The organism is Spirosoma humi, from assembly GCF_054776575.1.
In genome coordinates this window covers 406,654-421,444 of the sequence record NZ_BAAHBR010000017.1, presented here as the reverse complement: position 1 = coordinate 421,444, position 14,791 = coordinate 406,654, and the positions used below count along the sequence as shown (strand labels likewise).

14 protein-coding genes and 1 riboswitch are annotated in these 14,791 nt (G+C 51.6%); of the genes, 8 read left to right on the top strand and 6 right to left on the bottom strand.

What is annotated here, in order from left to right; genetic code table 11:
- Positions 1–648 (top strand): gliding motility-associated C-terminal domain-containing protein (locus tag ACYU8Y_RS23975; RefSeq protein WP_460940682.1); only part of this gene is annotated, 648 nt, incomplete at its 5' end.
- 31 nt (positions 649–679) lie between these two features.
- On the opposite strand, the gene ACYU8Y_RS23970 is transcribed toward ACYU8Y_RS23975, so the two are convergent.
- A complete protein-coding gene (locus tag ACYU8Y_RS23970; RefSeq protein WP_460940681.1) occupies positions 680–1,393 on the bottom strand; it encodes a YebC/PmpR family DNA-binding transcriptional regulator in 714 nt (237 codons plus the stop codon).
- A 43-nt stretch (positions 1,394–1,436) separates the two neighbouring features.
- Positions 1,437–2,705 carry a diaminopimelate decarboxylase gene (lysA, locus tag ACYU8Y_RS23965; RefSeq protein ID WP_460940680.1) on the bottom strand — a complete coding sequence of 423 codons (1,269 nt, stop codon included), beginning with the start codon at positions 2,703–2,705 and terminating at the stop codon, positions 1,437–1,439.
- A gap of 42 nt (positions 2,706–2,747) precedes the next feature.
- Between lysA and ACYU8Y_RS23960 the strand changes: the two genes are divergently transcribed.
- The 6 genes from ACYU8Y_RS23960 (at position 2,748) to ACYU8Y_RS23935 (ending at position 9,991) form a co-directional block, all read left to right on the top strand.
- Complete coding sequence (locus ACYU8Y_RS23960; protein ID WP_460940679.1) at positions 2,748–4,148, top strand: alkaline phosphatase D family protein; 1,401 nt, start codon at positions 2,748–2,750, stop codon at positions 4,146–4,148.
- A gap of 96 nt (positions 4,149–4,244) precedes the next feature.
- Entirely contained in the window at positions 4,245–4,976 is a 732-nt protein-coding gene (locus ACYU8Y_RS23955; RefSeq protein WP_460940678.1) for a glucosamine-6-phosphate deaminase, read from the top strand.
- A gap of 71 nt (positions 4,977–5,047) precedes the next feature.
- Positions 5,048–6,379 (top strand): NCS2 family permease, encoded by a 1,332-nt coding sequence (locus ACYU8Y_RS23950; RefSeq protein ID WP_460940677.1) that lies wholly within the window; start codon positions 5,048–5,050, stop codon positions 6,377–6,379.
- Between the two features lie 208 nt (positions 6,380–6,587).
- Positions 6,588–7,415 (top strand): 5'-methylthioadenosine/adenosylhomocysteine nucleosidase, encoded by an 828-nt coding sequence (locus ACYU8Y_RS23945; protein ID WP_460940676.1) that lies wholly within the window; start codon positions 6,588–6,590, stop codon positions 7,413–7,415.
- Between the two features lie 137 nt (positions 7,416–7,552).
- Positions 7,553–8,737: an amine oxidase gene (locus ACYU8Y_RS23940; protein WP_460940675.1), complete on the top strand. Its 1,185-nt coding sequence runs from the start codon at positions 7,553–7,555 to the stop codon at positions 8,735–8,737.
- Positions 8,738–8,908: 171 nt separating this feature from the next.
- Positions 8,909–9,991, top strand: coding sequence for a lipase family protein (locus ACYU8Y_RS23935; RefSeq protein ID WP_460940674.1), 1,083 nt, complete (start codon positions 8,909–8,911; stop codon positions 9,989–9,991).
- A 23-nt stretch (positions 9,992–10,014) separates the two neighbouring features.
- Here ACYU8Y_RS23935 and ACYU8Y_RS23930 read toward each other — a convergent pair whose 3' ends face one another.
- The 4 genes from ACYU8Y_RS23930 to ACYU8Y_RS23915 form a co-directional block, all read right to left on the bottom strand.
- Entirely contained in the window at positions 10,015–10,743 is a 729-nt protein-coding gene (locus ACYU8Y_RS23930; protein ID WP_460940673.1) for an esterase family protein, read from the bottom strand.
- A 74-nt stretch (positions 10,744–10,817) separates the two neighbouring features.
- A complete protein-coding gene (locus tag ACYU8Y_RS23925) occupies positions 10,818–11,411 on the bottom strand; it encodes a GDSL-type esterase/lipase family protein (RefSeq protein WP_460940672.1) in 594 nt (197 codons plus the stop codon).
- A gap of 6 nt (positions 11,412–11,417) precedes the next feature.
- On the bottom strand, positions 11,418–12,497 hold the full coding sequence (locus tag ACYU8Y_RS23920) for a homoserine O-acetyltransferase family protein (protein WP_460940671.1): 1,080 nt from the start codon (positions 12,495–12,497) through the stop codon (positions 11,418–11,420).
- A gap of 93 nt (positions 12,498–12,590) precedes the next feature.
- Complete coding sequence (locus ACYU8Y_RS23915; protein ID WP_460940670.1) at positions 12,591–13,904, bottom strand: O-acetylhomoserine aminocarboxypropyltransferase/cysteine synthase family protein; 1,314 nt, start codon at positions 13,902–13,904, stop codon at positions 12,591–12,593.
- Positions 13,905–14,114: 210 nt separating this feature from the next.
- Positions 14,115–14,218, bottom strand: a riboswitch (SAM riboswitch).
- Between the two features lie 189 nt (positions 14,219–14,407).
- Here ACYU8Y_RS23915 and ACYU8Y_RS23910 point away from each other — a divergent pair.
- Entirely contained in the window at positions 14,408–14,734 is a 327-nt protein-coding gene (locus ACYU8Y_RS23910; RefSeq protein ID WP_046375863.1) for a DciA family protein, read from the top strand.
- The last annotated feature ends 57 nt before the right edge of the window (positions 14,735–14,791 follow it).

Sequence of the window (14,791 nt, the reverse complement as noted above, 5' to 3'; positions counted from 1 at the left end):
GACACCACCCGGCCCTGCCCACCCACCCTCGCCCTGGACTCGCTGAACTGTGCCAGCCTGAGCCCCGAGAGCTTCTGCGACCAGACCAGCTTCACCAACCAGCTCCGCTGGAGCCCCAACACGGGACCCGGCTGTGATGCCAACATTGCTTCGTACAAGATCTACTACGGTCGCTACCGCCAGGACACGCTCTCGGCCCTGAGCTCGGTGAGTGTGCCCACCACCCGCTTCGAGCACACGGGCCTAAGCACGGTGGCGGGCTGCTACTACGTGACGGCGGTGAGCCAGCGGGGGCTGGAGAGCGCCCCTTCCAACAAGGTCTGCAACGAGGCCTGTCCAGCGCTGGTGCTGCCCAATGTGTTCACCCCCAACGGGGATGGCAAGAACGATGTGTTCAGTCCGCTGAAGTGTCCACGGTTTGTCGAGCAGATCAGCTTTGTGGTCTACACCCGGTGGGGGGCCAAGGTGTATGAGGGGGTGGGGCCGACGCTGAGCTGGGATGGCCGGGGCAGCGACGGCTCAGCTTTGCCGACGGGTTTGTACTACTACCAGGCGACGGTTCGTTTTGCGGTGTTGGACCGCAACGCCCCCCCGACGGTGATCAAGAGCTGGGTCCAGATCATCCGCGAAGAAACATCGCTACGATAAATAAAAAAAGGCCGGTTGAACCGGCCTTTTTTTATTTCATGTTGTGGTAAACCATTTGAACGTCGTCGTCCTCTTCGATTCGCTCAATGAGCTTCTCGACGTCGGCCACTTCGTCGTCCGTTAGTTCTTTATAGTCATTTGGGATACGCTCAAATTCAGCCTGTTTGATTTCGTAGCCTTTTTCTTCCAGAAATTTCTGTACACTACCGAAGGCTGTAAATTCACCGTAGATGATGTACTGATTGGCTTCTTCATCGAATTCAACCTCATCACCACCCACATCAATCAGTTCAAGCTCCAGCTCTTCCTGATCAATACCTTCGGCGGGAATCCGAAATACCGACTTCCGGTCGAACATAAAGTCGAGCATGCCCTGCGTACCCAGGCTACCACCCAGTTTGTTGAGGTAGCTACGAACATTGGCAACCGTACGGTTGTGGTTATCCGTGGCGGTTTCGATGACGAGCGCAATACCATGCGGAGCATAGGCTTCGTACACGATTTCTTTATAATCCTCCTGCTCCTTGGACGATGCCTTTTTGATGGCCCGGTCTACGTTTTCTTTCGGCATGTTAGCCGCTTTGGCATTCTGGATAATAGCCCGTAACCGACCATTGGTATCCGGGTCCGGACCACCGCCTTTAACGGCCATCACAATGTCTTTACCAATGCGGGTGAAGGTTTTTGCCATCTGCCCCCATCGTTTCATTTTTCGGGCTTTCCGGTATTCAAATGCGCGTCCCATTTGTCGTTTGTGGTTTGTGCGGTTGTGATCTAAGATTTATAGTCTACTGCTCTATTGCGTCTAAAGTCAACGCGGGTACATCGACCTGACCTCGTATCAAATCATCGAACGTTTCGCGCTGACGGATCAGGTATGGGTGCCCCTCGTAGACAAGTACTTCGGCCGGGCGGAACCGGGCGTTGTAATTCGACGCCATGCTGAAGCCATAAGCCCCGGCGTTCTCGAACGACAGCACATCGCCGGGTGTTACCTCAGGCAACGAGCGATCCGTAGCAAAGGTATCCGTCTCGCAGATGTAGCCAACTACATTGTATGTTTTCTCCGTAGAAGCCTCCCCTTTCGATGGATTCGAAATGTTTTTGATGTCGTGATAGGCATCATACATCATGGGGCGAATGAGGTGATTCAGGCCGGAATCGACGGCAACGAACGTCCGTGCCGGATTCTCTTTAACGATGTTGGTTTTAACCAGCAGATGCCCACTTTCGCTGACCAGAAACTTACCCGGCTCAAACCAAAGCTCGACATCGCGCCCGTATTGCTGACAAAAATTTTGAAAAGCGGCCGATACTTTACGCCCCAGCTCAACGACATCGGTCACATGGTCGCCTTCTTTATACGCTACTTTAAAGCCACTGCCAAAATCAATGAAGGTTAGATTTGGGTAGTCAGTAGCGAGGTCGAACAGGACATCAGCACCGCGCAGAAACGCATCGGCGTTCTTAAAATCAGAACCCGTGTGGATGTGCAGTCCGGCAACCGGAATCTGGTATTGTTCCGTCAGTTTACGAATGGCATCGCGCTGTAAAATTGAAATCCCGAACTTAGAGTCGGCATGACCCGTCGAAATCTTGATATTACCCCCCTCGCTGATGTGCGGGTTGATCCGAATACTAACCGCAACCTGACTTCCGTACGTTTGCCCAACCCATTCCAGCAAAGGCAGGCTGTCGACATTTAACTGCAGGCCCAGATCAATGGCTTCGCGAATTTCCTCGAACGATACGCCACTGGGGGTAAACATGATCTGGCCCGGTGTAAAGCCAGCCAACATACCCATACGAGCTTCGTTGACCGATACCGAATCCATTTCAACGCCCTGCTGACGCATCAACTTCAAAATTGATATATTGGTCAGGGCCTTGGCCGCGTACTTTATTTTTAGGTTGACTCCGCTAAATGATGACCGGAGCAAGCCGATTTTTTCGATAATTTTGTCGGCGTCATAGACGTATAAGGGCAAGCCGAATTCATCGGCTATATCCAGAACACTGACACCCTGAATCTGGTAAGTACGGTTATTTAGTTGCATGACTTCGTTGAACGAACCGCAAAATTACGCCATCTTTCCCCCATGTACAAAATTCAGTTTCTCTTAGTCCTTCTATTGTCTGGTCAAGTTGTGTTATACGGTCAGTCAACGGCAAAACGACAGGCTCCTGTTGTCCGAAATGGCAAAAAAAACGCAGCGCAGACAAATGTACTTCAGTCGGGACCGATGGTTGGGTATTCGGATATGCGCGAGGTAAAACTCTGGGTGCAAACGAACCAACCGGCTCACGTTCAGATCCGTTACCAGGAAGACAAAGGCCCGACAGAAAGTAAACCACCAACCCGTTACGTAACCAACGAAGTCTATACCAACCGGCAAACGGCTTTTACAGCCCACCTGCTCGCCGATCAGGTGGAACCCGGAAAAAAGTACACGTACGAACTGTTGATCGAGGGCCAGAAGGTGAGCCTGCCCTACCCGACTCAGTTCCAAACCCAAAACCTGTGGCAGTGGCGGACCGACCCTCCGACGTTTCACTTCGGCGTCGGAAGCTGCACTTACGTCAACGAAGCTAGGTTCGACCGACCCGGCACACCCTATGGCGGAGGCTACGAAATCTTTACCGCGCTGGCGGCCCAAAAACCCGATTTCATGCTCTGGACGGGCGATAATACCTACACGCGGGAGGCAGACTGGAACAGCCGCAGTGGGGTGTTGCGTCGGTATACCCATACACGCTCGTTGCCGGAGATGCAGCCACTGCTGGCCGCTACCCACAATTACGCCATCTGGGATGATCACGATTACGGCCCCGACGATTCCGACCGCTCCTACTGGTTGAAAGAAGTGACACTTGATGCGTTCAAGCTATTCTGGGCAAATCCCAATTTTATATTCCCCGAAAGCTGCGCCGGGACTTTCGAGTGGAACGACTGTCAGTTTTTTATGCTCGATGACCGCACGTTCCGCGCGCCCGACAAAATGCCGGACGGACCCGGCAAGACGTATTTTGCGGACAAACAACTTCAGTGGCTGCTGGATGCCCTGACCTTCAGCAAAGCAACGTTCAAGTTTATCGTGACGGGTGGTCAGATTGTTAATCCGACCAAATCATTTGAGAATTACGCCATCTACGGTACCGAACGTGACCGACTGTTCAAAGCCATTGCAGACGCTAAAATTCCCGGTGTCCTGTTCATTACCGGCGACCGACACCACTCGATTTTGCACAAACTGGATCGGGCCGGAACGTATCCGTTGTATGATTTAACCATATCACCGCTCACGTCCAGCCCGGCAAAGCCCCTGGCCGACGAGTTGAAACTGCCGACTTACGTAAACGGCACACTGGTGACCGACCGCAACTTTGGTATCTTAAGCGTCAGTGGCCCCTTAGCGGATCGGGTACTCAACATCAAAGTTTACGACCAGAAAGGCGCCGAACGCTGGAGCCGAGATGTGCGGGCGAGTGAGTTGAAGTGAGCTTTTATTTGTCATGCTGACGAAGGAAGCATCTTCGGGAATAGCAAAAAATACACACTCCCGAAGATGCTTCCTTCGTCAGCATGACAAGCTTTTATGACCATCCAAAAATTCCCCAACCACGCCACGCTATCGCAGTATACCGCGGAGCATATTGCCGCCATCATTAATCAGAAACCTGATGCTACGCTCTGTCTGGCATCGGGCGATACACCCATAGAAACCTACCACCGGTTCGTTGACCTGGCAAAAGCCGAACGGGTAGACGTAAGCCAATGCACCTTCGTCGGGCTCGACGAATGGGTTGGCTTCGGACCTGATGATTTCGGAAGTTGTTCGTATTACGTATTCCGGGATTTGTTTATCCCGCTGGCGCTTCGCCCCGATCAGATACACGTGTTCGATGCCAAAGCCGCCGATCTTGCTGCTGAATGTGCCAAAATAGATTCGCTGATTCAGTCAAAAGGAGGACTGGACGTACTGCTCGTTGGGATGGGGATGAACGGGCATATTGCCTTGAACGAGCCGGGAACATCCTTTACCTTAGGTTGCCACGTTTCGGAATTAGCCGAAAGTACCAAAACCGTCGGGCAGAAATATTTCACGCAGGAAACCACACTCACCCAGGGCATTACCCTCGGCTTGCGCCACCTGACCGAAGCGCGCGAGGTCATTTTATTGGTTAGCGGGGCGAAAAAAGCGGGCATTTTACACGAGGCCCTGCGGGGGCCTGTTTCGGAGAAAATTCCGGCCAGTATCATGCAAACGCATCCGAATGCACAAATTTGGGTGGATGAAGCCGCGGGAAGTTTATTAGTGGGCGTTTGAGTTTGTGGCGGGTAGTTTGTAGTTTGTACCGATTGCCTGATACAGCCGCCAAACCACAAACCGTATTCCGCTTGTCTACTGCTGCTCTTACTCCTTCCCGTCGAACCGAAGTTCTTGCTGGTATTTCCACCTTTCTGGCAACGATGTACATCATTGTTGTCAACCCGGCCATTCTGAGCCAGGCGGGTTTACCGTTTAGTGGCGTGTTGACAGCAACCGTGCTGCTCGCTTTTTTTTGCAGTCTGATGATGGGACTGTATGCCCGAAACCCGATTGTCGTTGCGCCGGGCATGGGCATGAATGCCTTTTTCACCTTCACCGCCGTGAAAGGCATGGGCATCCGACCCGAAGTGGCGCTGGGAGCCGTCTTCTGGGCGGGTGTATTATTTTTACTGCTGTCCATATTCAACATTCGTTCAGCCATTGTGCGGGCCATTCCCCAACCCTTGCGGTATGCCGTTTCGGCCGGAATCGGGTTGTTCATTACCCTTATTGGCTTCGAGAACGCCCGATTCATTGTAGCCAATCCAGCTACATTAGTCAGCATTGCCTCGTTCAACGACCCCATCATACTGACCTTTGTTTTTGGCCTTTTGCTCATGAGTGTGCTGGTGGTGCGCGATGTACCGGGGGGCATTATTATCGGTATTATTTTGACAACGCTGGCAGCCTGGCCCATTGGGCGCTTTTGGGGCGATGCATCGGCTATTAATTTCGGACAAAAGACGCTGGTCAACTTTCAGGGCATCTGGTCTATGCCAGATTTTTCGCTGCTGGGAAAATTAGATTTGATCGGTTCACTTTCGTGGTCGCTCTGGCCCGTTATTTTCGCCTTTGCGTTCACCGACCTCTTCGACAGTCTGTCCACATTCGTAGGCGTTGCTGAAGCAGGGGGCCTGCAGGACCGAAGCGCCGGACCGAACTATGGGCAGCCGCGTAACCTAAACCGGTCTCTCCTGACCGATGCTGTGGCGACTACGCTGGCGGGTCTGGTGGGTACCAGCCCCGGAACAGCCTACATTGAATCGGCGGTGGGAATTGCCCAGGGCGGGCGTACCGGCCTGACGGCCATCGTGGCGGGCTGTTGTTTTCTACCGTTTCTTTTCCTGTCGCCTTTACTGTCAATTATCCCATCTATTGCTACCGCTCCGGCGCTGGTACTCGTGGGTGCGTTTATGATGAAACCCATCACGCGCATTGAATGGGGCCAACTGGATGGCGCGTTACCGGCTTTTCTGGCGCTGGTCCTGATTCCATTCAGCTATTCGATTACCCAAGGGTTAATCTGGGGATTTTTATCCTGGACAGTCATTAAAGTAGCGATTGGTAAAAGCCGCGAAGTGCCCCCAGGCTTATGGATCGTTGATGTTTTTTGCGTGTTGGCCTTGACAGGCGGGCATTGATTTTTTGGCTTGGTTGTGGTGTCGAGTTCTTAAACCCGACACGGGGAGGTTTCTCAAAACCTCGTGCAGCTGGCTCATCAATTAGGTTTTAAGAAACCTCCCCATGTCAGTTTTAAAAAACTGACACCACGACTGGCAACTAACACAATGACAAAACTAACAGCCACCACCCTGTGCACAAATCTCTACTAAGTTTACACACAACCCAATGAAAAAAGTAACTGTAATCTTCCTGCTTCTCGCCCATGTCGCCGTTGCTCAACACTACAAACCCCGCCCTGTAACGGGTCTTCTGGGGGCATTCGGGGCCGAAGTAGCCCTGGTCAACCAGTCGTTGAAGAAGCCAAAGAAAGTCATTGTCGATGGGATCACCTTCACAACCGGACGCCTTGGCAACCAACGGGTTGTGGTAGCCGAGACGGGAATCGGTAAAGTAAACGCGGCCATGACAACGGCGCTGCTGCTGGATCACTTCCGGCCCCAGCGCGTTTTATTTACAGGTATTGCCGGTGGCACAAATCCCGATCTTCAACCTGGTGACATTGTTATTGCCGGACGAACGGCGCATCACGATTATAGCTCTACGACCGATAAGAACACCCCCACTCGGCAGACCCGTAATGCGCTAACGAAACAGTTTAACCCAGTTTACTTTCCGGCCGACTCCGCGCTGCTGAAACTGGCCGAAACGGTCGTTAAGGGTGTTTCGCTGGAAGGTATTCCGCTGGCGTCGGGGGGCGTGTCGAACCGGCCGGTCAAGGTGATGACGGGAACGGTGGTTACGGGCGATGTTTTTGTGGCATCGCCGGTGAAAGTCAGCAGCCTGCGGGCTGATTTCGGTGCCGATGCGACCGAAATGGAAGGCGCTGCCGTAGCGCAGGTTTGTTATCAGATTCAGGTACCGCACCTAATCATCCGCAGCTTAAGCGACCGGGCAGATGCCGAAGCGCATATTGCCTATGATAAATTCTACCCGACGGCTGCCCGAAATTCTGCCAAACTTGTAATTGCCATCGTTCAGGCGCTGGGCAATTAACTCCAACGGTTCATATATGCAGAGGCATCAGCAGTAGATTTTACCCGGATGTCATAAACCTTTGGCTCAGAAAAGAAACTTGTGGTTGATGACTGTCTGCTTTTTCCGGATATTTGGGTATACCAACTATTTTCTCCTTGCTACTCAACTCCATAACCCCGCCGTTAACAAATCCTTTTCAGTCCTTTTGGTGGGCTGGTTACGAATGCAGTGACCAGTTAAACTGCTTCGGAAACCGAGTCGATCTACTGCGCCAGTCGGGTCACGTACAACTGATTCGTGAAGACTACCAGCAACTCCAGCCGTTTACTATCCGCACAGTTCGGGAGGGCATTCAATGGAGCCAGGTAGAAAAACGAGCGTATCAATATGATTGGAGCGTCGTGCATTCCATGATGGCCGAAGGGCATCGACAGGGCATTCAGCAGGTTTGGGATTTATGCCATTTCGGTTACCCCGACGACCTGACGCCCCTGCATCCAATGTTTGCCCGACGCTTTGCGGCTTTATGCCGGGCGTTCGTCAAGTTTTACCGCGATCATTATCCAGACGATACACTGATTGTAACGCCCATCAACGAGGTGAGCTTTATGTCTTGGCTGGGGGGCGATGCCTGTGGCACCTCGCCTTATTGTACAAAACAAGGCTGGGAAGTAAAAATCGGTCTAATGCGTGCCTACATCGAAGGGGTAGCCGCTATGCGTGAGCTTGATCCGACCATTCGCATTCTGACAACCGAACCGCTGGTACAGATGGTGCCACCGCTGAATGCCACCCAGGAACAAATCATCAACGCGGCTATTGCCGACGAAAACCAGTTTCAGTCGGTGGATATGCTGGCGGGGAAAATAGCTCCGGAATTAGGTGGGTCTCCCGACTATGTCGACCTGCTGGGCTTCAACTATTATTACAACAACCAATGGATTGAAGGAACGGGTACGTTTCTGGGTTGGAACGACGCGATTCCGGACCCACGCTGGGTCCCCCTTCGGTACTTGCTCACCAAAGCATACCGACGCTATGGCCGGCCCATTGCCCTCACCGAAACCAGTCATCCGGGTATCGACCGGCCCGTTTGGATTAAGATGATTGCCCGTGAGTGTCTGGCTGTTCTGCAGGCCGACGTACCGCTTTTAGGCGTGTGCTTATATCCGATCGTAGACCGCCCCGATTGGGACCATACCGACTACTGGCATCACTCCGGTTTGTGGGATGCCGATCTGTCAACGAACCCCGTAGGCCGGGTATTGGTAGAGCCTTATGCCAATGCTCTCCTGCAAGCCCAGGCAATTATTCAGGAGATCAACCTTCCAACAAGCTAACCTTTTGCCATACAATTAGTTAAGGGAGATCGCTTTCGCCTGTTACCGGTTAAATTACGCTGCCAGGTAACAGCAATTATGCAGTGAGGTAAAGTTTGTCGTCTGCCAGGCTGATGGGTAATTCCGTCAATCTGGTAGCCGTAGATACGTATCCAAAACCATTCCCTACCTATGAAATACCTGGCTGCTCTTGTTGTGCTGTTGATTCTCCCGTACACCGGTTTCGGTCAAAAACTCAAACCGGGTTTCGATAAGGCCGAATACATTGAATTACTCAAAGTGTCGGCTCAATTTGGCGACTCTACCTATGTTAAATCCTTTCCGGCTCCCCAACACTTTGCCCTTGCCTACCGATCGCCGATCATGGGGCTCGATAACCGCTGGGACCTATGGGCCAATAACCAGTCCGTAGCCGTCATCAGTATTCGGGGAACGACCGCCAACAGCGTTAGCTGGCTCAGCAATTTCTATGCAGCCATGGTTCCGGCAAAGGGCGAAATTCAACTCAGTGATTCCGAAAAATTCAACTATCAACTGGCAGACGATCCGAAGGCGGCCGTTCATGTGGGCTGGTTAATCAGCACGGCCTTTTTAGTGAAAGACATGTTTCCAAAAATCGACTCCTGCTATCGGGCGGGCATTAAAAATATACTCATTATGGGGCATAGTCAGGGGGGGGCTATCGCTTATCTTCTGACCGCCCACCTGAAAAGTTTACAGAAGCAGTCGCGGCTTCCCGCCGATATTCAATTCAAGACCTATTGCAGCGCGGGCCCTAAACCGGGAAATCTGTATTTCGCCTACGAATACGAAGCCGCTACGCAACAGGGCTGGGGTTATAATGTCGTTAACTCGGCCGATTGGGTGCCCGAGGTACCTTTCTCCATTCAAACAATCAACGATGTCAATACCACAAACCCATTCAAAGGAGCACCAGCCCTGATCAAAAAACAGAAGTTACCCCAGCGCATTGTACTCAAATACATTTACAATAGCCTGAGTAAACCGGCGCTGAAGGCCCAGAAAAATTACCAGAAATACCTGGGATGGCTGGCGTCAAAAACGGTCAGGAAAAACCTTACCGGCTACGTGGCCCCTGATTATTACAGCAGCAGTGATTACGTACGAACCGGAACGACAGTTGTCTTAAAGGCAGATAATGAGTATTTTAAAAAGTATCCGGATAGTGAAGAGAAGATTTTCACGCACCATTTTCACCCGCCTTATTTGTACCTGGCCGAAAAGCTACCTTAACGTGTTATCGGAGCAAACCGTTTCTACAAATATAATTGCGCCATCTTCTGCCAATCGCTGGCCTGGTGCGCCCGCCCTTCCCATACATACAGTTCGTGGGCAATTTGCTTAGCCTGCAGGGAAGAACTCAACGTGATATTGCTGCCCAGAAATGGGTCTTCAGCACCAATTGTCATCACAATTTGCAGCCGACGCAGCGAATCGAGCAAAACGGCATCGTCCAGGTTGGGAAGGAAATGGTTGGGGCTGTGAAAATAAATTTCGTCGTCGTAGTAATCATCAAATAGGCCACGGAATTCCCCTACCGGCTCGGACAGATTATAACGTCCGCTGAAAGCGACAACCTTGCCAAACCACTGGGGATGCCGAAAAGCAATGTTCAACGCATGGTAGGCACCCAGGCTACAGCCGTGCGAAATCATAAATGGTTGTGGGTTTTTGAGTCGGGACAGGGGCAGTACTTCGTTGATAATGTACTGTTCATACTGTCCATGCCTGCGAATGCGATCGTGGGGATGTGCGGAATGATTGTAGATACTTTCGCGGTCTATACTATCCACGCAGTAGAGTTGCAGCCACCCATTCTCGATTTTTTCGGCCAGCGCATCTACCAGACCTAACGATTCATATTCATAGAACCGCCCACGACGAGTGGGAAATACCAGCACACGTGCGCCCGCATGGCCCAAAATAAGCAGTTCCATGTCGCGGTTCAGGTTGGGGCTAAACCATTTATGATACTCACGGTGCATAACGACGGTATTAGGTACCTGTGAAATTGCACTAATTAAGGAGAACCTCAACGACGGTGTGGGTAAACAAATCGTTAAAAAATCTGGGCCTGTTGTTGCAAAGCCTGTTGCCATGCCTGGTAACCAACCGGATTCAGATGCAATCCATCATTTTCGAAAAATTCCCGGCGTGGTTTGCCATCAGCCGCCAGCAAGGGCGTCGTCATGTCGACATAGTGGCAATCCGGCAATCTGGCTAACTCGTTACGAATCAATTTGTTCGTCTCCAGAATCTGTCTGGAAATACCCCAACGGGCAGGGCTGACTTTGATCGACAAAAAATACCAGGGTACGCCGGGTAGCAACCGGCTCATTTTTTCGGCGAAAGCGCAAAAAAACAAATAAACTTCCTGAGGATGACGGCCATCGCCGAGGTCATTATCCCCAGCGTAAAAAACCAGCGATTGGGGGGCAACCGGAACGATCAGTCGCTCGAAAAACCAGGTGCAAGCGGCTAATGTTGACCCACCAAAGCCTAAATTCAATGTCTTGCTGTCGGGGAAATCCTGCGCCAGCGTTGCCCAGAGCCGAATGGATGAACTCCCGTAAAAAACAACCCGATTGGTTGCCTGTGGTGTAACGGCTACTCTATTTTCTACTTCTCGAACGTCGGCTTCGTACCAGACCATAATGCACTATTTAACCGACGGATTGCTGTTTATCAACGAGTTGGTTGTCGGAACCACGGCAGATGAAGCTGCACTCGCCATCCACTTCCGGATAATGCCCGTCAGTGGTCTGAATTCAATTAAAAACCCATCGTGCCCATACAACGAGTCGATTTCTTCGTAGGACGCATTGGGAATGTGCCGGGCCAGAAACTGCTGTTCAGATGGCGGAAAAAGCAGATCAGACCGAATACCAACCACCAGTGTTCGGGCTTTCACTTGCCCCAGTGCATTCAGAATACTGCCCCGGTTCCGCCCTACATTATGCGAATCCATTACCTTCGACAGTACCCAGTAAGTAAATGCATTAAACCGGTCGGCCAGTTTTTCGCCCTGATAACGCTGGTACCCTGCTGCTTTAAACCCATCTAATTGCTCATTGTTATCCAAAGCCTGGGTAAATCCGTAAGTATCATAGTTTCGATACGAAATCATGGCCATGGCCCGGGCGGCTTTCATGCCTGCCAGGCCAGCATCGTCGCGTTGTTCAGCCCAGGTCGGGTCCGCTTCAATTGCCATCCGCTGCGCTTCGTTGAACGCGATACACCAGGGAGACGCAATGGCGCTGGACGCTATCAACACCAGATTTTCGATCAGACCCGGTTGCAAAATAGCCCATTCCAGGGCTTGTTCACCCCCGACTGATCCGCCAAGGCAGGTATGGATTTTTTCGATTCCTAACTCCTGGCGCAGTAAGTCTAGAGCCGCCACCATATCGCGGATCGTCACCATCGGAAAATCGTGGTGATAGGTTCTGCCCGTCACCGGATTGACCGACAACGGCCCCGTAGATCCATAACACGAGCCAAGGACATTGGCGCAGATTATAAACTTCTGTTCAGGGTCGTAGTATTTACCCGGTCCCACCATACCCCCCCACCAGTCGCCCGCGTCGGCATCACCTGTTAAGGCATGACAAATCCAAACAACATTAGACTGATCGCTGTTGATGGTACCGCGTGTGGTATACGCCAGCCGGAATCCCGGCAAGCTTTCCCCCGATTCGAGCGGAAACGAATACTTATAATCGAAATAGCTAAGGTTCAATCAAGTCTATAATTTGTCGTTTGTGATTTGCCGTTGCCTATGCTGCTGATCAATAGAGCCGCTAAGCGCAGGCAACGGCAAACCACAAACGGTTTAACCAAGAACCGGTTCGGCAATTTTGGCGAAAGCCTGCTCGAAGTCAGCTTTAATATCGTCGATATGTTCAATACCCGCCGACACGCGCAGTACTCCTACCGCAACGCCCGCACTAGCCTGCTCCAGTTCACTTAACTGTTGGTGCGTCGTAGCGGCAGGGTGGATAATCAACGTTTTCGAATCTCCGACGTTGGCCAGGTGGCTCACCATTTTCAAATTGTTTACAAACTGATCGGCGGCCTCGCTGCTTCCTTTCACTTTAAAAGAAAAAACACCCCCGAAACCGCGCTTCAGGTATTTTTTAGCCAGATCGTGGTAAGGGCTGCTTTCCAGACCTGGGTAGTTGACGGCTTCGACCTGCTCATGCTGTTCGAGCCATTGCGCCAGCGCCAGCGCGTTCTGCACCGTACGATCGACCCGCAGGGACAGCGTTTCGACACCCTGCAACAACAGGAACGAGTTAAATGGACTAATGGCCGGCCCCCAGTCACGCAGCCCTTCTACACGGGCCCGAATAATAAACTGGATATTGCCAAACGGGCCACCAACCCCAAAAACATCGCTGAATACCAGACCGTGATAGCCTTCTGACGGCTCACTGAACTGCGGGAACTTACCGTTGCCCCAATTGTAGTTTCCACTGTCGATAATAACGCCCCCAATGCTGGTACCATGACCACCAATCCACTTCGTTGCCGATTCGACTACCACGGCCGCTCCGTGTTCGATAGGCCGGAAAAGGTAACCACCCGCCCCAAACGTGTTATCCACGATCAGGGGCAGATCGTGCTCTTTTGCCAACGCAGCAAACGCATCGAAATCGGGAATATTGAATCCTGGGTTACCAATTGTTTCGAGGTAGATCGCTTTGGTTTTTTCATCGATCAGCCTGGCAAACGACTCGGGTTTGTCTCCATCCGCGAAGCGGGCTTCGATACCAAGCCGTTTGAATGAAACCTTGAATTGGTTGTAGGTTCCCCCGTACAGAAATGAGGTCGTCACAAAGTTGTCGCCCGCACTAAGAATGTTGCTCAGGGCAATAAACTGAGCCGCCTGACCCGACGCTACCGCCAACGCAGCCACCCCGCCTTCGAGAGCTGCAATACGCTTTTCAAATACGTCGGAGGTAGGATTCATGATCCGGCTATAAATGTTGCCGAATGCCTTCAGCGCAAACAAATCGGCACCATGTGCCGAGTCATTAAAGACAAAAGAGGTGGTTTGATAAATGGGAACAGCACGAGCGTTGGTTGTCGGGTCGACCTCTTGACCAGCGTGCAGTTGAAGGGTATCAAAATGTAGTTCAGCCATGGTTTTAGAAATAGGTTTGATTTATCGATTGTGGTTCGCAGCAGGCTAGCCGCACTGGCGCTGCATTCCGGCAACGTCAACCGACAACCTGTCGACCATCAAGGTAGTGTTGAACACGACAAACCCTCCCGGTTTTCGTGGCGATTGGTGAAGATTGCTTAGTAAGCCCCGGAGGACATACAGTGCTGCAGATAAAGCATGTGTATTACCGATTTATAGTCCCTAAATAACTTTAGGCAGGAGTTAGCACCTTGCCATGCGGTAGGTTGCCAGCGGTTCACAGAGCCTGATCTCTCCTCGCTTCTTTATAAATCAACGCGCGTCGTAAGGCATAGAAGCGACGCGTTGCTATTGACTTGATGGCGCAAGTATACTAGCCAAACGGCGTGAATCCAAACACCACTTCTTTTTTCTGCACGATTAACTTTTTTTAATACAGCACGCTTACCGCTGCTCAATTAAGTCGATTCATTGTTTACTTTTGTAGTACGAACCCCTCCATCATGAACCAGACGTACCGCTATAATCGTGAAAATGCCACCCGTGTGGCCGGAGTTACGTCTTTAAAAGATGCGATCGGGCAATTGTTGAAAGCCTATCAGCTTCAAACCCGGTTCAACGAAACGTACCTTGAAGCCTTCTGGGGGCGTATGATGGGGCCATCCATTGCCTCCCGTACAAACCGGCTTTATGTTCGGGATCGTAAGCTCTATATTGAAATTGCGTCAGCCCCTCTTCGTAACGAACTCGTCAACGCCAAGCAGAAACTCATTCAGCTGGTCAATAAAGATATGGGTACGGAAGTGATCGACGATGTCATTTTCATCTAGATAGCCATCCCAAACGCAGAAGGGCGCACAGTGTCAATGCTGTGCGCCCTTCTGCGT